Source organism: Candidatus Binatia bacterium (assembly GCA_036504975.1).
In the GTDB taxonomy this organism is placed as follows: Bacteria; Desulfobacterota; Binatia; order UBA9968; family UBA9968; genus JAJPJQ01.
Map to the genome: position 1 here is coordinate 1 of DASXUF010000067.1, position 18,970 is coordinate 18,970.

The window sequence follows — 18,970 nt, forward strand, 5'->3', positions numbered from 1 at the left end:
CCGACCTCGGTGTTAACTACTTTGATGAACGTGACCGTCAGGCAGTAACAAAACGCTGCCTCAACCGGCTGCAAAGACTCGGTTACCAAGTCACGTTGGAGAAATTGCCGATGGCGGCGTGAATTCATTTTCATAAGAGACGCAGAGTTCGCATGGTTCGACAAGCTCACCACGAGCGGAATTCCTTCATAGCCGCGCATCCTGAGCTTAGTCGAAGGATGCGCCCTCCGCGCCTCGGCGGTGCGATCTCCGCGCCTTGCTTCTTGCTTCAGACGGAAGCCTGAAGTCCCAATAACTGAAAGGAACCGACCATGAGCGTTGTCATTGGAGCCGGCAAGTTCACCTACGAGGTCGCCGCAGGCTGGGGCAAATTACCTGACGGATGGACTTATCATGAAGTCGCGGCGGTCGGCGTGGATAAAAACGATCGGGTTTACGTCTTCACGCGCGGCGAGCATCCCGTCATCGTCTTCGATCGCGACGGCAATTTTCTCCGCTCGTGGGGCGAAGGCCTCTTCAAGCGCGCGCACGGCGTGACCATGGGATTTTCGGACGACACGATCTATCTCACCGACGACGGCGACCATACCGTGCGCAAGTGCACGCTCGACGGAAAAGTTCTCCTGACCTTGGGCGTCTCCGGCAAGCCCGCGCCCTATCAAAGCGGCGAGCCGTTCAACCGCTGCACGCACGTCGCGCTGTCGCCGAAGAACGAGATCTACGTCTCCGACGGCTACGGCAACTCGAGAGTCCACAAATACTCTCCCGACGGAAAGTTGCTTTTCTCCTGGGGCGAGCCGGGCACCGATCCCGGCCAGTTCAATATCGCGCACAACATCTGCGCCGACAAAGACGGTTATCTCTACGTCGCCGACCGCGAAAACCATCGCGTGCAGGTCTTCGACGGCAACGGCAAGTTCGAGACTCAATGGCACAACATGCACCGGCCGTGCGCGCTCTATATGGGTCAAGAAGCAAACCCCCTCTGTTATATCGGCGAGCTGGGTCCCAGCATGTCCGTCAACAAAGAGTGCCCGAATCTGGGACCCAGGCTCAGCATCCTCTCGCACGACGGCAAGCTGCTCGCGCGCCTCGGCGATATCCGTCCGGGCGAAGCGCCGGGACAGTTCATCGCGCCGCACGGACTCGCGCTTGATTCGCGCGGCGATATTTACGTCGGCGAGGTGTCGTGGACGATCGCGGGGCAGCATCTGAAACCGCCGCGCGAGATGCGCAGTCTTCAGAAATTGATCAAACGCGGTTAAGTCGTTTAAGCCGTTCAAGCCGTTGGTATTCGGGCAACACCAGGCCGGAGACTTGGCGCTCGGCGTCTCAGCGGTAATCGCCGCGGCCCGGAAGCGCGAACGCAAGCAGCGCGATCGTGACCGCGAGCAAGGCCGTCGCGCTGAGAGCCAGCGACCAATGAACGCCGATCAGGCCGCCGAGCACGCCGACGGTGAGGCCGCTGAACGCGCGGAGCCCCATGCTTGACATGTTGAACAGACCTATCAGCCGCCCGCGCAGGTTGGCCGGCGCCATGAGCTGCACGAGAGTCTGTGCCATCGAGAGATAAGCCAGATTCAAGACGCCTGCGAAAAAAAGCAATGCCAAAGCGAGCGGATAACTGTTCGCCGCGGCGAAGCCCGCGATCAGCAGGCACCAGAGGATGGCGCACAGAGTTGCGTTGCGCGCGCTCGCTCTCAGCAGACCGCGGCCCTCGAGTAAAAGACCGCCGAGCACCGCGCCGCCCGCGTTGGCGGCGAGCAGCGCGCTGTAGGCGACACCTTGCTCGTCGGTGCCGAGGTCGTGCGCGAACTCCGGCATCTGCGCTTGGAAGGCGTTGCCCACCAGAAGCGAAGTCGTGCCGGCGAGCAACACCATGGAGAGAATCGTCCGGTTTTGCGAAGCCTCGCGCATCACCTCGAGCGCGTCGCGAAAGCTAAGGCTGGATCGCCTTGCCGGCGCTTTCCTCTCTCTGTGTCCCGTGTACGGCACAAACAGCAGCCATATCACCAGCGGCAGGTAGAGCGCGGCATTGGCAAACAGTCCCTGCGGCGGTCCCAAAAGCAGCATCAACCCGCCGCCGACCGCGGGTCCCAACAAAACGCCGAGCTGCCGTCCCGTCGCGTTCAGCCGGATCGCGCTCTGGAGATGTTCCGGGCCGACGATGTCGTGGATGATGAGCTGGCCGCCGGGACTCCACAGAACGCCCGCCATTCCGTGGATAACGAGAAGAACGCAAGCATGCCAAATTTGAATCGTGCCGGTAAGAAACAGCACCGCCCAGATGAGCGATACTCCCATGTACATGAGTCCGGCGGCCTGAATAATTTTTCGGCAGTCGAAGCGGTCCGCCAGCGCTCCGAAATAAACCGAGAACAAAAGAAACGGCGTCCAGTGCACGATGACCGCGAACCCCGCCAGGACCGGCGAATGAAAAGTCTGGAACAGCACCCAGTAGCTGATGACGTGTTCGATGTTGTCGGCCATCATGGCGAGCATCGTGGTGATGAAATACATCCGGTAGTCGCGATGCCTGAGCGCGGCGAAGGCCACCCGCTGCGGTGAAAGGACGGCAGATTCCGCGGCAGGATGTTGTTGCGGCGCTGGGTTGCTCATGGCGGCGGAGGATGCAGCAAGTTACCGTGTAAGTATCGGAGAAGCGGCGTGCATGCAAACGAGCGCCTCGAAGGTTTTTTGAGTTTCTTGAGTTCTTGAGTTGAACAACTCAAATAACGCGATCACCCGCGTGAAGGCAACGAACCCAATGAACGCAATGAACCTGACGGTCTCTAGCGCGGATGGCGCGAAAGCCACCGGACGACTTCCGCCGCGTTCGAGTCCGGTGGGAATACGGGATAGAAAACTTTTTCGACGCGCCCGTCTCGAATAATGAGGGTCAGCCGCTTGATCAGCGTTATCGATTCGACTTCAAACGTCGGGAGGCGGAACGCTGTTGAGAAAGCAAGATTCGCGTCGCTCAACAGCTCGAACGGTAGATGGAGCCTCTCTACCGCCTCGCGCTGATACTCGGTGGTTTGGGTGCTGAGTCCGAACACTCCGGCGTCGAGCGTCTTGAGTTCTTCGAAGTGATCTCGGAACGCGCATGACTGCGGCGTGCAGCCGCGCGCGCCGGGAATCTCGTTCCATCCTTGCGGCGGGTCCACGTCAGGTCTGCCAGTGCGGGGATAGCAGTAGAGGATTGTTCTGCCGGAGAGAGTCGTCAGGTCCACGATGCGACCGGCGGTCGATTTCAGCTGCAGCGACGGAAGCCTCATTCCCTCAAGGTGATCGCACGCGCCGTCATCGACGGGAATGGGAAGATCCTTCGGGACATCGTAGATGTTGTCGCTTCTGGCCATGGACTTACGAGACCGCCGTCCGCCGCCGCTCGGCACCGGCCGGGCGGCGGGCAAGTCGCGTTCGAAGATAACCGCTTTTTGCCGCTGCGGCAAATCGAAACTTCGATATCGGCCGTCCGCGAGACGCGGTCGCGCGCCAGACACGCCGGTCCGGCGGACCGTGGCCCAGGCCGTCGTTCCGGTTGACGGCGCTATAGGTTCCAGGCTAGTGTCGCCATTTTACCACGGAAGCCAGCGGATCCGCCGGATGGACAAAAAGCATTCTTACCAAGACATCATCGCGTCCCAGCCTTTGGCGCGAAAAGCGGTGACCGAGGCGGTCTATGACGATCACTACGCGCGCAAGCTCCGGCGCGGCGGCTGGCTGCCCACCCGCCGAAGACGGCAGCGAATCGATGTCTATTGCCGGATTATCGGCGAGGGGCACAGGAACATTCTCGAGATCGGCTGCGGCTTCGGCGATCTGACATATCGCCTCGCCGGCTGCACGGAAAAGATCGTCGGCATCGACATCTCTCAGAAAGCCATCGAAACCGCGAGGGCGCGCCTCGCGCTGTGGCCACAGGCTCAGGCACGCGCCGCGGCGATCGAATTCCGGCAAATGTCCGCCGTGCGCCTGGATTTCCCGGACGAGACCTTCGATTGGGCGATCAGCACATCTGTGGTCGAACACCTTCATCCCGAAGACGTGCATGTTCACCTGACGGAGGCTTGGCGGGTGCTGAAACCGCAAGGCACATATATCATGTGGTGCCCCAACGGACTCGGGCACCACAAGGACCGCGACGGCCATTTCAGCATGCTCTCCTACGCCGCGTGGATCTCCCGGTTAAGGCAGGCCGGCTTCCAGCATTTCCGCTCGACGCTGGCGACCCGTCCGCCGCTGGTCGACGCGCAGTTGAAGGTTTTTCTCGAGCGGGCGATGTTTCGTCTGAAGATCAGGGCGTTGTGGAGCCATCTGGGGATCAGGAACGTACTGTTGATCGCCGGCAAATGACTCCCGGTGGCGATTGCCGCCGTTTACCTCAATAATCTCAAAATCTTTTCCTGCACGCCGTCGAAGCCGCCATTGGACATGACGAGAATCACGTCGCCGCGAACGGCCTCCCTTCCTATGTACTGGGCGATGTCGTCGGCCTTCTCGATCACGACGGCTTTGCCGTTGCCCGACCCGCGGTTGATTTCCTCGACGACCTCATCAGGGTGAAGACGCTCTTCCAGCGCGATCTTCTCCGGCTGGAAGAGTCCCGCGATGACGACGCGGTCGGCGAGTCCCAGCGCCGCGGGAAATTCACGCGCGAAGATCCGCCGCCGGCTCGTGTTGCTCCTGGGCTCGAAGATCGCCCAGATTCTCCGGCCGGCGTAGGCGCTTCTTACCCCCTCGATCGTTTCCTTGATCGCCGTCGGGTGATGCGCGAAGTCGTCGAGGACGGTGATCCCGCCCACCTCTCCTTTAAGCTCTTGCCTCCGTTTGACTCCGGCAAAAGTCGCCATACCCTCCCCGATCGCTTCGGGCGCGATCCCCAACTCCCGCGCCGTCGCATAGACGGCGAGCGCGTTGCTCACGTTGTGTCGTCCGATCAGCGGAACTCTCACTTCGCCTTCTGATTTTCCTCCGTTAAAGGGCTCGAACCAACTCGCGCCGTCAAGGGTGCGAACGTTCCGCGCCTGCCAGCCTTGGGGCACTTTATCGCCGTAGAAAGTCACCGGACAATGCGCGGACGCCGCAATTTCTTTTACCGTCTCATATTCGTTGCACGCCAGAAGACTCCCCGTGGGCGGGATGATCTCCATGAGCCGCCGAAACGACGTTTTGATGTGGTCGAGGTCGCGATAAATATCCGCGTGATCGAACTCCACGCTCGTGAGAATCACCTTCTCCGGACGATAGTGCAAAAACTTCGGTCCTTTGTCGAAGAAGGCGCTGTCATACTCGTCTCCTTCCAATACGACCCACTCACCGCTCCCCTGCTTGAAGCCGCCGCCGAAGTTCCGCGGCATGCCGCCGATGAAAAAGCTCGGTTCGTACCCTGCCCGGTCGAGCACCCAGGCCAACAGCGCCGATGTCGTGGTCTTCCCGTGCGTCCCGGCGATCACCACGGATCTTTTCGAACCGATCAGGAATCTTCCCAAAGCTTGGGGAAAAGAAATATAGGGGATGCCGAGCCTGAGCATCTCCACGACTTCGGGATTGTTGCGCGACACGGCGTTCCCGACAACGACGAGGTCCGGCCGGCCGCCAAGAGAATCATAAAGATGCTCCGCGTCGTAGCCCATGAGCGCTTGGACCCCGAGCTCCGCGAGATAGGTGCTCATCGGCGGATAGACGTTTTGATCCGAGCCGGTAACGCGATAGCCCTGGGACAGCAACAGGCCGGCGAGCGGCGCCATGCCGACGCCGCAGACCGCGATCAAATGGACGTGGCCGCCTTTGGGTAGATCGCTCATTGCAGCAGGGCCTTCATGATCAGGTCGTGAATGTGCGGGCGAAACGCTTTGATCTTATCGTTATTGCGCGAAGGATGCACGCGGTTGGTGAGAAGAATGACATGGCAATCCTTCGCCAGGTCCCACCAGATCGACGTGCCGGTAAAGCCGAGATGGCCCACGGAATTCGGAGAAAAGCAGCTCCCACTGGACGAGTTCTCGGCCGAGGGCGTGTCCCAACCGAGGGCGAACGTCGATCCCTTCACGGTCTCGTCGCGCGTGAGAAACTCCTGCACCAGCGGCGCCGGCAGCAGCGGATCGTCGCCGGCGAGGCATTTCCGGAGCCGGATCAGAAAACGATGGATGTCGCGCGCATTGGAGAAAAGGCCCGCGTGTCCCGCCACTCCGCCCATCGCGTAGGCGTTGTCGTCGTGCACCTCGCCGCAGAGGATGCGCTTGCGCCACGGACACTCTTCCGTCGGCGCGATCACCTCCTGCACCGGTTGGAGCCGCCGCGCCCTGATCTGCGTGAGGTCGATGAAAGATGTCGAGCGGAGTCCCATGAGCTTGAAGATTTTCTCCTGGCAATAGCGGTCGAGACTCCAGCCGGTGACCTCCTCGACGACTTCGCCGAGGAGCATGTAACCGAGATCGCTGTAAAGGCTCTGCGTGCCCGGCGGCACCAACACCTTTTCCCGGTGAATTTGCTCGAAGACGTAGTTCTTGGCCGCGCGGCTGGCGACAAAATTGACCTTGCCCTTCTTTTGGTCTCTGGCGATGTCTTCGTAATACGCTTTCCAGGCCGGCAAGCCCGAGCTATGCGCCAGCAGGTGGCGGAACGTGACGTACATCTTGCCCAAGACGCCGAAGTTGGGAAAAAAGCGGGTCACGCGGTCGTCGAGCCGGACTTTTTTTTCGCGCACGAGCAGCATGATGGCCGGAGTCGTCGCCAGCGGCTTGGTGAGCGAGGCGAGATCGAAGATGGTGTCCGGCTGCATGGGCGTCTTGTCGGGGACGAGCGAGCGAAAGCCGAACGCACCTTCGAAGACAATCTCCGCGCCTTTGCCGACGACCACTACGGCGCCGGGGAAAACGCCCTGACCGACCGCCTCCTTGAAGGCGTCCTCGACAGGCTGAAATAGCATCGCTCTTTATCCCGATGGCTTCATTGGACGGGCGATTCGAGCAGGCTAAGCGCCCGCGCGTTTGCGTCGAGCCTCATCTTGACGCCGAAAGGCATGAGCAGGTTCTCGTCGCCGTGACCCGCCGAGAGACCCGTCGCGACCGGGTACGGCGCATCCCGGAAGAGCTCGTGAACGATTTTTCTCACGTCCCGCTCCCCTTCTCCGTCGCAGTGGGTGAAGGTCCCAAAGACGAGACCTGCAAGGTCTTTGAGCTTTCCGGCCATTTTTAAGTGCGTGAGCATGCGCTCGATCCGATAGGGTTTTTCGGCGACGTCTTCGAGCATCAAGAGCTTGCCGCGGGTCTCGACCTCGTAGGGCGTGCCGACCGTCGTAATGACGGTGGAGAGGCAGCCGCCCGCCATCTCGGCCTCGGCGATCCCGGGCCGGATGGTTTCTCCCAGCTCTAGGCTCCATTGCCGCTTCTTTCCCAGCAACGTTCCCCAAAAAAACTCCGCGTTCGGTCCGGTCAAGCCGCGGGCCAGCTCCATCGCCACCATCGGGCCGTGAAAGGCGACCATGCCGCAGCGCTGGAGCAGCCAATTTAGCATGATACTCAGGTCGCTGTAACCGACAAAAATTTTGGGGTGACGGCGGATGACGTCGGCATCTAAGAGAGGCAGCAACTGGACCGAGCCGAAGCCGCCGCGGGCGGAAAGTATGGCGGCGATGTCGCCGCGCGTAAAAAAATCTTGCAGCGCCTTGGCGCGCTTCTCCTGGTCTCCGGCGAGGTAGCCGTTGCGTTCGAGAATATTTTCCGAGAGCTCGACGGCAAAACCGGCGCGCTCGAGCGCCTGAACGCCGGCGCGGAGCTGTTCGTCCTGGACCGCGCCCGCGGTAGCCACTACGGCGATCTTATCTCCTCTTTTTAGCGGGGCCGGTTTTTGCACCTCTACCCAGGTTCTCCACAGCATGACTCCGGCCAAAATATGGAACGATCCGAGGGCCTGTGGACAATTTTTGTCCGGGTCCTTCAGGCATCGCGGCCGGAGATCGAATGATTTCGCATATTGACAAAAAAGTCTTTTCAGCACAAGCAATATTTGCAGAAACCGAGCCAAGAGGTGTCCCCGCGGAAGTCCCGCCGCGGTTGACATGTAAGCTTCCCAACATTAATACATCATCGAGGCCCACGGTATTCTCTACCGGCTGTTCTCACAGGGTCTGGGTAAACTATCCACAGATCTTTCCACAACATGAAAATAAAGCCGGAACAAGCCGATCGACTGGCGGAACTGATTCTGAAGAGCTACCGCGCCAAGGACCTGGCCGTCCTGAAAGCCCAGGAGAGCGTCGTCCGGGCCAAGATCAAAAACATCATCGTAGAAAACTTTCACGAGGAAGAGGTTATCGAGGAGGAGGCGCGGGAGATGCTCTCCACTCACGCCGGCCAGGTCAGGCAGGCAGGCGAAATGGACCAACACAAAATGTTCCTGCTCATCAAGCAGAAATTGGCGCAAAAGAAGGGGTTTGTCCTGTGACCCATTCGACCCTTCGATGGACTCAGGGCAGGCCTTGCTCCAGGGTCATGGTGAGGAAGATCGAACCATGAGCCGGCTATCGGAAAACCGCATCTCCCATCTCGCCCACCTCATCATCGACGGCATATGGAAGGAAGATCTGGCCGATTTTCCCAATGAGGGGCGCGCCCTGACCGAGACCAAGAGCATCCTCAACGAGTTCTTCGGCGGCGAGGATCGGCTCGACGATGTCGTGCGGCAGAAAATCCAGTCGCTCTCGCGTTACGTCGTACCGGGCAGCCGAGAATGGGACGTGCTTTACCGCAAATATCTCGAAGAGGAGCTGCGGAAGCAGCGGAAATGACCCCGATATGAGGCGCGGCTCGCTTGCTTTTGGGAATAGCGTATGCAATAGGAGAGAGGCTGGCCCCGTCACAGAGCGCCATCGGTCTCTTGACAGTATAAGATTCGTGCTTAAATATAGGCCGCTGCTTAGTTTCAACAGCCGGTTACAGGGTTAGTTTTTTCAAATTCAGGAGCTTCTGAAAGGAGGAGGCAAGTGAAGATCAGGCCTTTACAGGATCGTGTTATCGTAAAGAGGATCGAAGAGGAAGAGAAGACCAAAGGGGGCATCATTATCCCCGACACCGCGAAGGAAAAACCCCAGGAGGGTAAAGTGGTCGCGGTCGGCAAAGGGAAGCTGAACGAGGACGGCAAAGTCGTCCCCCTCGACGTCAAGGTCAACGACCGGATTCTCTTTGGAAAATATTCCGGCTCAGAGATCAATATGGACGGTGAAGAACACCTTATCATGCGCGAAGAAGACATCCTCGGCGTAATCGAAAAATAACCATTCCGAATAATCAGGAGGCAAGCAATGGCAGCAAAGATCGTTAAGTTTAACCAGGATGCGCGAGAGGCCATTCTCAAGGGAGTGAATCTGCTCGCGGACGCGGTCACGGTAACCCTGGGACCGAAGGGGCGCAACGTCGTGCTGGATAAGTCTTTCGGCGCGCCGACCGTCACCAAAGACGGCGTCACGGTCGCGAAAGAGATCGAGCTCGAAGACAAGTTCGAGAATATGGGCGCCCAGATGGTCAAAGAGGTCGCGAGCAAGACCTCGGACGTGGCCGGCGACGGCACGACGACCGCGACGGTGCTCGCGCGCGCGGTCTTCGCCGAAGGCGTCAAGATGGTCGTGGCGGGGCACGATCCGATGTCGCTCAAGCGCGGCATCGACAGAGCGGTCGGAGCCGTAGTCGATGAGCTCAAGAACCTCTCCAAGCCCACCAAGGACCCCAAAGAGATCGCGCAGGTCGGGACCATCGCCGCGAACAACGACTCCACCATCGGCGACGTCATCGCGGAAGCGATGAACAAGGTCGGCAAGGAAGGCGTGATCACGGTCGAGGAGGCCAAGGGGTTGGAGACGACGCTGGAAGTTGTCGAAGGCATGCAGTTCGACCGCGGCTACCTCTCCCCGTACTTCGTCACGGATCCCGAGAGGATGGACGTCGTGCTTCAGGACCCCTACCTCTTGTTGAATGAGAAAAAGATCAGCTCGATGAAAGAGATCCTGCCGATCCTCGAGCAGATCGCCAAGACCGGAAAGCCGTTCCTCATCGTTGCGGAAGACATTGAAGGCGAATCGTTGGCGACTCTGGTGGTCAACAAGATCCGCGGCACATTGCAGTGTTGCGCGGTGAAAGCCCCGGGCTTCGGCGACCGCCGAAAGTCCATGCTGGAGGATGTCGGGATACTCACCGGCGGGAAGGTCATCGCCGAGGAGCTGGGAATCAAGCTCGAGAATGTCACACTTCAGGACCTCGGCCGCGCCAAGAGAATCGTCGTGGATAAAGACAACACCACGATCATCGACGGCGCCGGCAAGAAGGCCGACCTCGAGGGGCGAATCAAGCAAATCCGCGCCCAGATCGACGAGACCACGTCCGATTATGACCGCGAGAAGCTCCAGGAGCGGCTCGCAAAACTCATCGGCGGCGTCGCCGTCATCAACGTCGGCGCGGCCACTGAGGTCGAGATGAAAGAGAAAAAGGCCCGCGTCGAGGATGCGCTCCACGCGACCCGCGCCGCAGTCGAAGAGGGAATCGTTCCCGGCGGCGGAGTCGCGCTGCTGAGAGCCTCGTCCGTTCTCGATAAGCTCAAAGTGCCCGAAGACGAGCAATGGGGCGTCAATATTTTGCGCCGCGTCCTCGAAGAGCCGCTGCGCAGGATCGCGATGAACGCCGGCGTCGAAGGCGCCATCGCGCTGCAAAAAGTCAAAGAAGGCAAGGGCTCGTTCGGATTCAACGCGGCGACCGAAGAGTACACCGATCTGATGAAGGCCGGCATCATCGACCCGACCAAGGTGGTGCGTACGGCGCTGCAAAACGCTGCCTCGGTGGCCGGACTCATGCTCACCACGGAAGCAATGGTGGCGGAGAAACCGGAAGATAAATCCGCCATGCCTCATATGCCTCCCGGCAGCGGCATGGGCGGCATGGGCGGCATGATGTAAACCAGCCGAATTTCCCGGTCCGCCAACGTATTGTGGCGGACCGGGATTCACCCCTCGCCTTGACAACATACCCAAGCCGCTCTATGGTTTAAGCGAAAGATTTCCCCTGAAAAGATAATAGCTTAGCCTACTTCCTGGAAATGTTCGAAAGCCTAACCGACAAGCTGGAGCTGACCTTCAAAAAACTTAGGGGTCAGGGCAAGATCAGGGAAAATAATATCGATGACGCGCTCCGCGACGTTCGCCTTGCACTCCTCGAAGCCGACGTTCATTTCAAAGTCGTTAAATCCTTCCTCGAAGCGATCAAGACCAAAGCTCTCGGGCAGGATGTTCTCGCGAGCCTGAGCCCCGAGCAACAATTCATCAAGATCGTCCACGAAGAGCTGACCGCGCTGCTCGGCGGTGAGCACGTCGAGCTTGAGCTGAAAGGCGTCCCGCCTCAAATCATCATGCTCGTCGGTCTACAAGGGTCCGGCAAGACCACGACGGTAGCCAAGCTCGCACTCCATTTGAAAAACGAAAAAAAGCGCAAGCCTTATCTCGTCCCCGCCGATATCTACCGTCCCGCCGCCATCGAGCAGTTGAAAACCCTCGGCCGGAGCCTCGACCTGCCGGTGCACGATTCCGATCCGTCCCAATCCGCATTGGCCATTTGCCGCGAAGCCCTGGAGCAGGCGAAGCGCCAGTTCTGCGACGCGATGATTATCGACACCGCCGGGCGGCTGCACATCGATCAGGAGCTGATGCAGGAGCTAAAGGTCCTTCAGCAGAACATACAGCCGCAGCACATTATATTCGTCGCCGACGCCATGACCGGACAGGACGCCGTCAACCAGGCGGACGGCTTCAGTCGCGAGCTCGACCTAACCGGCATCATCCTCACCAAGATGGACGGCGACGCGCGCGGCGGCGCGGCTCTGTCGATGCGCGAGATCGTCGGAAAACCGATCCTGTTTTCCGGCGTGGGCGAAAAGCCCGAGGCGCTGGAGGCGTTTTTCCCCGACCGGCTCGCGGCGCGGATCCTCGGCATGGGCGACGTGCTGTCGCTGGTCGAGAAGGCGCAACAAGTTTACGAAGCGAAAGAGATCGAGCGCCTCCAGAAACAAGTCAAGAAGAATCAGTTTTCGCTGGAAGATTTTCAGGCGCAGCTCAGACAGATCAAAAAAATGGGCTCGATCGGCGAGCTGCTCGACATGGTGCCGGGCGCGCGCAAGCTGAGCCAGAACGTCGATTTCGGACAGGCGGAAAAAGAGCTCAAGCGCGTGGACGCGATCATCAATTCCATGACGCTGGAAGAGCGGCGCAACCCGGCGATCCTGAACGGCAGCCGGCGGAAGAGGATCGCTCAGGGAAGCGGAACCACCGTCACCGACGTCAACCGCCTCATGAAGCAGTTTTTGGAAATGAAAAAAATGATGCAGCGAATGAACAAAGGTGGCATGCGCGGACCTTTCAACCGGATGCCTATTCCATTCAACTAAAAAAGGGATAACATTATGAGTGTAAAGATACGTTTGAGCAGACACGGCACAAAAAAGAAGCCGCATTATCGCATCGTCGTATGCGATTCCCGTTTTCCGCGCGACGGGAGGTTCGTCGAGCAGATCGGAACGTACGATCCGAAAGCGGCCAGCGGCATCAAGATCGACCGGGAAAAGATGGACTCGTGGATCAAGCGCGGCGCCAAGCCGTCGCAGACGGTTTCGGAGCTGATGAAGAAGACCGTACAAACGTAAAGACCGAAATGAAGCCTTCGTTGAAGCCAGAGCAAAAACGTCCCAGCTACAAGGCGTGCGAGAAGCCGACGAGCGCAGGCGTACTCTTTTCGGTACGTCGAGCGAGGAGGTCGAGCACAACTGTCGTAACGCCTGCCCTCGGCAGGCTATGGTAGATGGGCGTTTTTCATCAGGCTTGGGAGGAACCGTTCTTATGAAAGAATTAGTCCAGTTCCTGGCAAAATCTCTCGTCAACAATCCCGAGGCCGTCGAAGTGAAAGAGACTCAAGGAGACACCGCTTCGGTCCTGGAGCTGAAGGTAGCCAAGGAGGACCTCGGCCGCATCATCGGCAAGCAAGGCAGAACCGCCAAATCGATCCGCACGATTCTCAACGCCGCGGCGTCCAGGTCGAACCGCAGGGTCGTCCTGGAGATCGTGGAAGAGAAATAAGTCCCACGGCCGCAAATTCCCAAGAGCCGGAGCGCTTGATCGCCCTCGGTGAAATCGTCGCCACCCACGGCATCGAAGGGTGGCTGAAGCTCAACCCGTACAATCCCAACAGCCCCACCCTTTTTTCTGCGCAAGAAATCTTCTTAGAGAAAAACGGCATTCGCTCGCCTCAACGATTGCAGGCAGCGAAGCCGCACAAAAAGCAACTGCTCGTTCGCATCGAAGACGTGAACGGAATCAACGAGGCGGAAAAATGGATCGGCTCGATCGTTTCCGTCGCCGAGACGAATCTTCCCGCTTTAAGCGGCGACGAATATTATTACTATCGAGTCGTCGGCCTCGAAGTGTTCGACACCCAGGGCAACCGCATCGGCAGAATCACCCGCCTCACATCGACGCCCGGCGGCGATCTTTACGTCGTCGAAGGCGAGGCGAAAGAATATTTGATCCCGGTGACGAAAGAGATCGTCGAGAAAATCGATTTCACCTCCGGTAAAATCGTCATTAATCCGCCGGAAGGGTTGTTGGAGCTGTAGGCCATGTTAGATTTGTATCAAATCGAATCTGAGGAGGAATATCATGGGAAAAAGCGAGCTTAAAAGTTTCGGCAAAGCCGATGAGGTGCGCACGTTTCCCAAAGGACGGGTAGAACTCATCAAGATCGGCGGCGCGACTATCGGTCGCGCGGTCTTCGAGCCCGGCTGGCGCTGGGCGACATCAGTTCAACCTCTCGCCAAGACCAAGAGCTGCGAAGCCCCTCACTTCCAGTATCATGTTTCTGGCGGGCTGAAAGTGAAGATGGACGACGGCGCGGAGTTCGAATGCCGGGCGGGCGATGTTTCACTGCTTCCTTCCGGCCATGACGCGTGGGTCGTCGGCAACGAGCCCGCGGTCGTCGTCGATTTCCAAGGGATGATCGACTACGCGAAGTCGAAGTAGTTTTGCAGAACCGCCCACGATCGGATCAGCGTAGCAGGAACACTTCACGCCGACAGTGATCCGCGCTAAACTAAGTCCATGGCGGCGACGGTCACTAGTGGCACGTTGCGATATTTTCGGCGGGGGTCCAGATGGATCGGACGGCTCCGCGGGAAAGTCGCCGTTGTCTATTACTCCATTATTGCCATCGTCGTATTCTTCGCGATCAACTGGGCGTATCAGGTCTATCGCAAACCCGGCGAGCTTTTGGTGCCGGTAGGCGCCTCAAAAAGTCCTGAGGCCACGTGGCAAAGCTACGGAGCGCTCTTCGAGAGTCATTCCACCGACACGATTTCGCCCGAGTTCCTCGCCGCCCTGGCTCAAATCGAAGGCGACGGCAACCCCGTCGCGCGCACCTACTGGCGCTGGAAGTGGTCGTGGAACCCATTTAAAATTTATCGGCCCGCTTCGAGCGCGCTCGGCATGTTTCAAATCACCGACGGAACGTTCGCCGAAGCGCGGAAGTATTGCATCCACTATCATAAAGTCGTCCTCGACGGTCCGTGGCATGACTTCAGGTCCTGCTGGTTCAACATTTTTTACACCCGAACCCTCGCGAGCCACGCGATCGAGATGACCGCCGCATATCTCCACCAGAGCGCGGAGAATACACTCGCGGCTCAGCGCATCACAAAAGCCAGTGTTGCTCAAAAACAACGGCTGGCCGCCGTGATTCACCTGTGCGGAGCGAAACGAGGAGAGACCTTTGCGAAGCGCGGCTTCCAGCCGTCCGCGGGCGAGCAATGCGGCGCGCATAGCCTCCGCGGCTATCTGAATAAAATTGAGCTGATGAAGCAACGTTTCGTTCGACTGAAAACGGCCTGAAAATCTCAACCCGCCCTTTCGGGAACTAATTTCAAAACCGGTTGTCTAATGGGTATCAAAAGGAGGCGATACTCATGCGGCACAACTGCGATATCCCAGGCAAGCGGCTGATCGGCATTCTCACGGTGGCGCTGCTCTTTCCGGGCGCCTGTACGCAAAAGATGGAGGCGCCGGTGCCGCCGGCGAAAGCCCCGTCGCAGTCACAAGGAAGCTCGCCGCCTGTGACGGAACTGAAGGAAAGCGCTCCGATCGGACGGGCAGAAACCACCAAAGACGCGCAGTCCTCGCCGGCAACGCCGACGGCCGAGCAATTTAATCGGCGCGAACTGCCAGCCTCCAGGTCGGGCGCGGCGGCGCTTCATTCCTATCCTTATGGGCCGCCGCCTCATTATCCATATCCGCGGTTTATCCCGCAGGGCGTCGATCGTTTCCCCGAGAAAGATCCGACCGGCGTGCTCAGCGTCGCAGAGCATCCGGTGTCTACATTTAGCGTCGACGTGGACAGCGCATCCTATGCATTTGTCCGCCGCAGCCTCACCGGCGGCCAAATGCCGCCGCGCGAGGCGGTGCGGGTCGAGGAAATGGTCAATTATTTTCCTTACTCCTACCCGGCACCTCAGGACCGAACACAGCCGTTCCACGTGACCACAACGATGATGCCGAGCCCATGGAGCGAAGACAACCAGCTTCTCCATATCGCCATTCGCGGCTATGACATCGCGCGCGCCGACCGACCGCGCGCCAACGTCGTGCTGTTGATCGACACCTCCGGCTCGATGCAGCCGGGCGACCGGCTGCCGCTGCTGCAGCAAGGCTTTCGGCTGTTCGCGCAGCAATTGCGCGACGACGACCGGGTCGCCATCGTGACTTACGCCGGCGAGGCGCGGACAGCGCTCGAGCCGATGGCGGGACGCGAGAAGCACAAGATTATCGAAGTTATCGATAATCTGCGGGCCGGCGGCTCGACCGCCGGAGGCGAAGGCTTGCAGCGCGCCTATGCGCTGGCCGAGCGACATTTCGACAAGCAGGCGGTAAACCGCGTCATTCTCGCCACCGATGGCGACTTCAACGTCGGCATCACCGATCCTAAAGAACTCGAGCGCTTCATCGTCGCAAAGCGCAAAACGGGAATCTATCTCTCGATCTTCGGCGTGGGCGTCGGCAACTTGAACGACGCGCTGATGCAGCGGCTGGCGCAGGCCGGCAACGGCAACGCGGCCCACATCGATTCGCTCCTCGAGGCGCGCAAAGCGATGAGCGAAGAACTCTCATCCACCATATTTCCGATCGCCGACGACGTGAAGATCCAGGTCGAATTCAATCCGGCACTAGTCTCGGAATATCGGCTGATCGGCTACGAAACGCGGATGCTCCGGCGCGAGGACTTCAAAGACGATAAGGTGGATGCCGGCGACATCGGCGCGGGCCATACGGTCACGGCCATCTATGAGATCACGCCGGCCGGCGCCAAGCAGCGCCGGGTCGATCCGCTCCGCTATCAGACCGAACGCGATCGAGTCGCGCCGTCCACGCCCGGCCGCGGCGACGAGCTCGCCTTCGTCAAGCTGCGCTACAAGCTGCCGCGCGAAGCGACGAGCCGGCTCATCGAACAGCCGGTGCGCGCCGGCGCAGCGCTCAAGCTCGATCAAGCCCCCGCCGAGCAGCGCTTCGCCGTCGCCGTCGCCGCCTTCGCCCAGCGGCTCCGCGGCGAGAGCGCCGTCGATAGCTTCACCTACGCCGGGATCGCCGCGCTGGCAAACGCCGCGCGCGGCGCGGACCCGGAAGGCTACCGCGCCGAGTTCGTCCGCCTCGTGCGCATGGCCGAGACGCTCGGCGCCGTGGCGCAGCGGTGACATGGGAGAAAATCACTCTCGCCTGGAATAATCATCTCGCGTCGAGAACATTAGACCCACCCCTGAAACACCGGCTTCCCAAAACCGGAGTTGACCGCGTCCAACATTTTGGCGTATAGGTCGCGCGTCGGACACGCCAACGGGACTACAGCGCCACCTCGGCTCGTAGTCGCGCTCCGGCCAACCGCGGAGTATTCAGGATGGAATGGCGCCCAGCCAGCTCGCCGGCGCCCGGACCGATGAGCGGGCCGGACGCAAACAGACTGCCTGTTTCATATGGGTCAATGATACAACGACGATGTTCATAGATGCCCGACACGTTCCCGAGGGCGGCACTGCACAGGCCGACCTCTGCGTAATTGGGGCTGGTGCCGCAGGAATTTCGCTCGCGATGGAGTTCGTCGACACGCCACTCCGGGTCATACTGCTCGAGAGCGGCGGGCTGATGGCCGACAGCGACGGACACGGAATCTATCAGGTCGTCCCTGACTCGAACCCGCATCTCTCCGTCGACCCATCGCGGACTTGGTATTTTGGCGGGAATACAAATCACTGGGCCGGAAACTGCCGTCCTCTGGACGAAGCTGACTTTGAGCCGCGCGACTGGGTCCGAAACAGCGGCTGGCCCATCCGCAAACATCATCTGCTGCAATATTACGAGCGCGCCCAGGCCATGTGTGGCCTGAGCGATTTTCGCTGCTACGACCTCGATACGTGCCGCCCCCACCTGAACCATCCGCCCCTTGACGTCGATCCATCCCTGCTCACCACAAAAGTTTTGCACACTTGCCCGGTGCCGAGTTTTGCCGACCTCTATCGCGAGCGCCTCGAAACAGCGGATAACGTCCGGGTCTGGCTCGGCACCAGCGCGCGGCGCCTGAAGACAAACGCCGGTGGCGACCACGTGCGTATCGTTGAGACTGTCGGGGCCGACGGGCGCCGGTCGCACATCGAAGCCGACGTGTTCGTCCTAGCTGCCGGCGGCGTCGAGAACCCCCGGCTTCTCCTCTGCTCGAACGACGCGGACCCGAATGGACTGGCAAACGCCCACGATTTGGTTGGCCGCTTCTTCATGGAGCACTGGTACGTCGACATCCCGCTCGGCCGCTGGAGGGGCGCCGTTGAAGACCTCGATTTCTACGGAGGCCGCCAACCGGTGGGAGGCGCTACCGTCTGGGGTCAGATTATGTTGTCCGAGGAGCTGATGCGAAAAAAGCGCCTGCTAGGCCTGAGCCTGTGGTTTCCCAGCACCACGCCTGCGCCGCTGAGCGTGTGCTCGGCGCAAAGGGTAATGGCAAGTTTACGCGGCCGGGCGCGACTCACGCAACCGTTCACGGACATCCGGCTCGCGCTCAGCGATCCCGGCGAGGTGGCAAGACACGCGCTGAGAAAGCTGAGCCGTCGAGGCAAGAACCCGCAGCCGCGCGAGGTCTACTCGCTGAGGGTGCAGCTCGAGCAGACACCCAATCCCGAGAATCGGATCCGGTTATCGCCGGGACGCGATCGTCACGGTGAGCCGCGTGCAGAGCTGCTCCTCAGGCTCGCGGATGAGGACTGGCGAAGCCACGCCAGATCTCTGAGGATCGCAGCGGCCGAGCTTGGGCTGAACGGCCGGCGCCTCACCAGGCAGATACGGCTGATGCTCCGCGCCGGGCGGAACGGTTTCTTCTGGCATCACATGGGAACCACCCGTATGCACGGCGACCCCACTCAGGGAGTGGTCGACGCGAACTGTCGCGTGCACGGCGTGTCGAATCTGTTCGTCGCCGGCAGCTCGGTCTTCCCGACGGGAGGGACCGCACCCCCCACGCTGACCATCGTGGCTCTGGCACTGCGCCTGGCCGAGCACCTCCGGCAAAGTCGCGGCATGCCCGGCCGCTCGGCTGACCTCAGTCGTTGAGCTTGTAGAAAAACCCCCGGACCATGAGAAATTTCTTTCTTGCTTCTTTCCTCTGTTGTAAAATTCCTGAAGGAAGGAGGAGAGATGGCCCGATATAAAGACTACTCGTATGAGCAGACCAAGCTGATTCCGCTTTCCTTTCATCATCAGATCCTACCCGGCACGTTCGAGTACACGCTCAATTATCTGATCGACAACGAGGTCGACTTAACGCTCTTCGAGCAGCGCTACCGTAACGACGAGACCGGGGCGCCGGCCTACGATCCAGCGATCCTTTTGAAGATCATCCTGTACGCCTAT

General features: G+C 59.8%; 20 protein-coding genes. 15 read left to right on the plus strand and 5 right to left on the minus strand.

Features of this window, described 5'->3' with window-relative positions; all coding sequences use genetic code 11:
• Nucleotides 1-311 precede the first annotated feature (311 nt).
• Nucleotides 312-1,265, plus strand: coding sequence for a peptidyl-alpha-hydroxyglycine alpha-amidating lyase family protein (locus VGL70_08205; GenBank protein ID HEY3303501.1), 954 nt, complete (start codon nt 312-314; stop codon nt 1,263-1,265).
• 67 nt (nt 1,266-1,332) lie between these two features.
• Here the strand turns inward: VGL70_08205 and VGL70_08210 are convergent, their stop codons facing one another.
• Together VGL70_08210 and VGL70_08215 are read right to left on the minus strand one after the other, a co-directional pair.
• Nucleotides 1,333-2,619 (minus strand): MFS transporter, encoded by a 1,287-nt coding sequence (locus VGL70_08210; GenBank protein HEY3303502.1) that lies wholly within the window; start codon nt 2,617-2,619, stop codon nt 1,333-1,335.
• Between the two features lie 173 nt (nt 2,620-2,792).
• The gene (locus VGL70_08215; protein ID HEY3303503.1) at nt 2,793-3,506 is read right to left on the minus strand and encodes a peroxiredoxin; all 714 of its coding nucleotides are present in this window, start codon (nt 3,504-3,506) and stop codon (nt 2,793-2,795) included.
• A gap of 103 nt (nt 3,507-3,609) precedes the next feature.
• Here VGL70_08215 and VGL70_08220 point away from each other — a divergent pair, with 103 nt between their 5' ends.
• Nucleotides 3,610-4,359 carry a class I SAM-dependent methyltransferase gene (locus VGL70_08220; protein HEY3303504.1) on the plus strand — a complete coding sequence of 250 codons (750 nt, stop codon included), beginning with the start codon at nt 3,610-3,612 and terminating at the stop codon, nt 4,357-4,359.
• A 23-nt stretch (nt 4,360-4,382) separates the two neighbouring features.
• On the opposite strand, the gene mpl is transcribed toward VGL70_08220, so the two are convergent.
• From mpl to VGL70_08235, 3 genes are read right to left on the minus strand one after another with little or no spacing between them, the layout of a single operon-like run.
• The gene (mpl, locus tag VGL70_08225) at nt 4,383-5,810 is read right to left on the minus strand and encodes a UDP-N-acetylmuramate:L-alanyl-gamma-D-glutamyl-meso-diaminopimelate ligase (GenBank protein ID HEY3303505.1); all 1,428 of its coding nucleotides are present in this window, start codon (nt 5,808-5,810) and stop codon (nt 4,383-4,385) included.
• A complete protein-coding gene (locus VGL70_08230; GenBank protein ID HEY3303506.1) occupies nt 5,807-6,934 on the minus strand; it encodes a serine hydrolase domain-containing protein in 1,128 nt (375 codons plus the stop codon). The genes mpl and VGL70_08230 overlap by 4 nt, the downstream gene beginning before the upstream one ends.
• A gap of 20 nt (nt 6,935-6,954) precedes the next feature.
• Entirely contained in the window at nt 6,955-7,884 is a 930-nt protein-coding gene (locus VGL70_08235) for an LD-carboxypeptidase (protein HEY3303507.1), read from the minus strand.
• 282 nt (nt 7,885-8,166) lie between these two features.
• Between VGL70_08235 and VGL70_08240 the strand changes: the two genes are divergently transcribed.
• From VGL70_08240 to VGL70_08300, 13 genes are all read left to right on the plus strand, one after another.
• Complete coding sequence (locus tag VGL70_08240; GenBank protein HEY3303508.1) at nt 8,167-8,451, plus strand: DUF507 family protein; 285 nt, start codon at nt 8,167-8,169, stop codon at nt 8,449-8,451.
• A gap of 67 nt (nt 8,452-8,518) precedes the next feature.
• Nucleotides 8,519-8,794, plus strand: coding sequence for a DUF507 family protein (locus VGL70_08245; GenBank protein HEY3303509.1), 276 nt, complete (start codon nt 8,519-8,521; stop codon nt 8,792-8,794).
• 195 nt (nt 8,795-8,989) lie between these two features.
• On the plus strand, nt 8,990-9,280 hold the full coding sequence (groES, locus tag VGL70_08250; protein ID HEY3303510.1) for a co-chaperone GroES: 291 nt from the start codon (nt 8,990-8,992) through the stop codon (nt 9,278-9,280).
• A 27-nt stretch (nt 9,281-9,307) separates the two neighbouring features.
• Nucleotides 9,308-10,948, plus strand: coding sequence for a chaperonin GroEL (gene groL / locus VGL70_08255; protein ID HEY3303511.1), 1,641 nt, complete (start codon nt 9,308-9,310; stop codon nt 10,946-10,948).
• Between the two features lie 140 nt (nt 10,949-11,088).
• The gene (gene ffh / locus VGL70_08260; protein HEY3303512.1) at nt 11,089-12,429 is read left to right on the plus strand and encodes a signal recognition particle protein; all 1,341 of its coding nucleotides are present in this window, start codon (nt 11,089-11,091) and stop codon (nt 12,427-12,429) included.
• A gap of 15 nt (nt 12,430-12,444) precedes the next feature.
• Nucleotides 12,445-12,684 carry a 30S ribosomal protein S16 gene (gene rpsP / locus VGL70_08265; protein ID HEY3303513.1) on the plus strand — a complete coding sequence of 80 codons (240 nt, stop codon included), beginning with the start codon at nt 12,445-12,447 and terminating at the stop codon, nt 12,682-12,684.
• 193 nt (nt 12,685-12,877) lie between these two features.
• Nucleotides 12,878-13,114, plus strand: coding sequence for a KH domain-containing protein (locus tag VGL70_08270; protein HEY3303514.1), 237 nt, complete (start codon nt 12,878-12,880; stop codon nt 13,112-13,114).
• 35 nt (nt 13,115-13,149) lie between these two features.
• Entirely contained in the window at nt 13,150-13,650 is a 501-nt protein-coding gene (gene rimM / locus VGL70_08275) for a ribosome maturation factor RimM (protein ID HEY3303515.1), read from the plus strand.
• A 43-nt stretch (nt 13,651-13,693) separates the two neighbouring features.
• Nucleotides 13,694-14,053, plus strand: a complete 360-nt coding sequence (locus VGL70_08280) for a cupin domain-containing protein (GenBank protein HEY3303516.1) — start codon at nt 13,694-13,696, stop codon at nt 14,051-14,053.
• Nucleotides 14,054-14,131: 78 nt separating this feature from the next.
• Nucleotides 14,132-14,917 carry a lytic transglycosylase domain-containing protein gene (locus tag VGL70_08285; GenBank protein ID HEY3303517.1) on the plus strand — a complete coding sequence of 262 codons (786 nt, stop codon included), beginning with the start codon at nt 14,132-14,134 and terminating at the stop codon, nt 14,915-14,917.
• Nucleotides 14,918-14,991: 74 nt separating this feature from the next.
• On the plus strand, nt 14,992-16,770 hold the full coding sequence (locus VGL70_08290) for a VWA domain-containing protein (protein ID HEY3303518.1): 1,779 nt from the start codon (nt 14,992-14,994) through the stop codon (nt 16,768-16,770).
• A 205-nt stretch (nt 16,771-16,975) separates the two neighbouring features.
• Nucleotides 16,976-18,670: a GMC family oxidoreductase gene (locus tag VGL70_08295; GenBank protein ID HEY3303519.1), complete on the plus strand. Its 1,695-nt coding sequence runs from the start codon at nt 16,976-16,978 to the stop codon at nt 18,668-18,670.
• Between the two features lie 84 nt (nt 18,671-18,754).
• Nucleotides 18,755-18,970: transposase (locus VGL70_08300; protein HEY3303520.1), on the plus strand; the 216-nt coding region annotated here is incomplete at its 3' end.

Coding starts and splice junctions, on each gene's coding strand:
- rpsP (HEY3303513.1), top strand. CDS start 12,445: ATGAGTGTAAAGATACGTTTGAGCAGACACGGCACAAAAAAGAAGCCG.
- VGL70_08245 (HEY3303509.1), top strand. CDS start 8,519: ATGAGCCGGCTATCGGAAAACCGCATCTCCCATCTCGCCCACCTCATC.
- ffh (HEY3303512.1), top strand. CDS start 11,089: ATGTTCGAAAGCCTAACCGACAAGCTGGAGCTGACCTTCAAAAAACTT.
- VGL70_08205 (HEY3303501.1), top strand. CDS start 312: ATGAGCGTTGTCATTGGAGCCGGCAAGTTCACCTACGAGGTCGCCGCA.
- VGL70_08270 (HEY3303514.1), top strand. CDS start 12,878: ATGAAAGAATTAGTCCAGTTCCTGGCAAAATCTCTCGTCAACAATCCC.
- VGL70_08230 (HEY3303506.1), bottom strand. CDS start 6,934: ATGCTATTTCAGCCTGTCGAGGACGCCTTCAAGGAGGCGGTCGGTCAG.
- groL (HEY3303511.1), top strand. CDS start 9,308: ATGGCAGCAAAGATCGTTAAGTTTAACCAGGATGCGCGAGAGGCCATT.
- VGL70_08235 (HEY3303507.1), bottom strand. CDS start 7,884: ATGCTGTGGAGAACCTGGGTAGAGGTGCAAAAACCGGCCCCGCTAAAA.
- mpl (HEY3303505.1), bottom strand. CDS start 5,810: ATGAGCGATCTACCCAAAGGCGGCCACGTCCATTTGATCGCGGTCTGC.
- VGL70_08280 (HEY3303516.1), top strand. CDS start 13,694: ATGGGAAAAAGCGAGCTTAAAAGTTTCGGCAAAGCCGATGAGGTGCGC.
- VGL70_08285 (HEY3303517.1), top strand. CDS start 14,132: ATGGCGGCGACGGTCACTAGTGGCACGTTGCGATATTTTCGGCGGGGG.
- VGL70_08290 (HEY3303518.1), top strand. CDS start 14,992: ATGCGGCACAACTGCGATATCCCAGGCAAGCGGCTGATCGGCATTCTC.
- VGL70_08210 (HEY3303502.1), bottom strand. CDS start 2,619: ATGAGCAACCCAGCGCCGCAACAACATCCTGCCGCGGAATCTGCCGTC.
- VGL70_08220 (HEY3303504.1), top strand. CDS start 3,610: ATGGACAAAAAGCATTCTTACCAAGACATCATCGCGTCCCAGCCTTTG.
- VGL70_08295 (HEY3303519.1), top strand. CDS start 16,976: ATGGCGCCCAGCCAGCTCGCCGGCGCCCGGACCGATGAGCGGGCCGGA.
- VGL70_08240 (HEY3303508.1), top strand. CDS start 8,167: ATGAAAATAAAGCCGGAACAAGCCGATCGACTGGCGGAACTGATTCTG.